Here is a 358-nt window from a genome sequence, read left to right as displayed (position 1 = left end):
AGTTGCCAGAACGTTATCATCGCAACCGCAAGGTTGTGCACCAACGGACAAATTACTGACAGAAACAAATTTGCGGCACTAGCTCAGTTGGTAGAGCGCAACCTTGCCAAGGTTGAGGTCACGAGTTCGAGCCTCGTGTGCCGCTCCAATTATTTGGAAGCGATAAGGCGGAATGGCAGAGTGGCTATGCAGCGGATTGCAAATCCGTCTACCTCGGTTCGACTCCGGGTTCCGCCTCCATATAATACTCCACATGCTCTTACGAGCGACCCGATGCCCGGGTGGTGGAATTGGTAGACACAAGGGATTTAAAATCCCTCGCTGGTAACAGCGTGCCGGTTCAAGTCCGGCCCCGGGC

Annotated in this window: 3 tRNA genes; all 3 read left to right on the top strand. The window is 53.9% G+C overall.

Annotated elements, in window-relative coordinates:
• Nucleotides 1-72: 72 nt before the first annotated feature.
• Nucleotides 73-148: transfer RNA gene (locus tag C2M33_RS21060), tRNA-Gly, on the top strand.
• 18 nt (nucleotides 149-166) lie between these two features.
• A tRNA-Cys gene (locus C2M33_RS21055) sits at nucleotides 167-240 on the top strand.
• Nucleotides 241-275: 35 nt separating this feature from the next.
• Nucleotides 276-358 (top strand) — tRNA-Leu (locus C2M33_RS21050).

This window comes from Pseudoalteromonas sp. T1lg122, from assembly GCF_002964825.1.
In the GTDB taxonomy this organism is placed as follows: domain Bacteria; phylum Pseudomonadota; class Gammaproteobacteria; order Enterobacterales; family Alteromonadaceae; genus Pseudoalteromonas; species Pseudoalteromonas gelatinilytica.
Note: the sequence above shows the minus strand (reverse complement) of the source record. Positions and strands in the feature narration are given on the sequence as shown.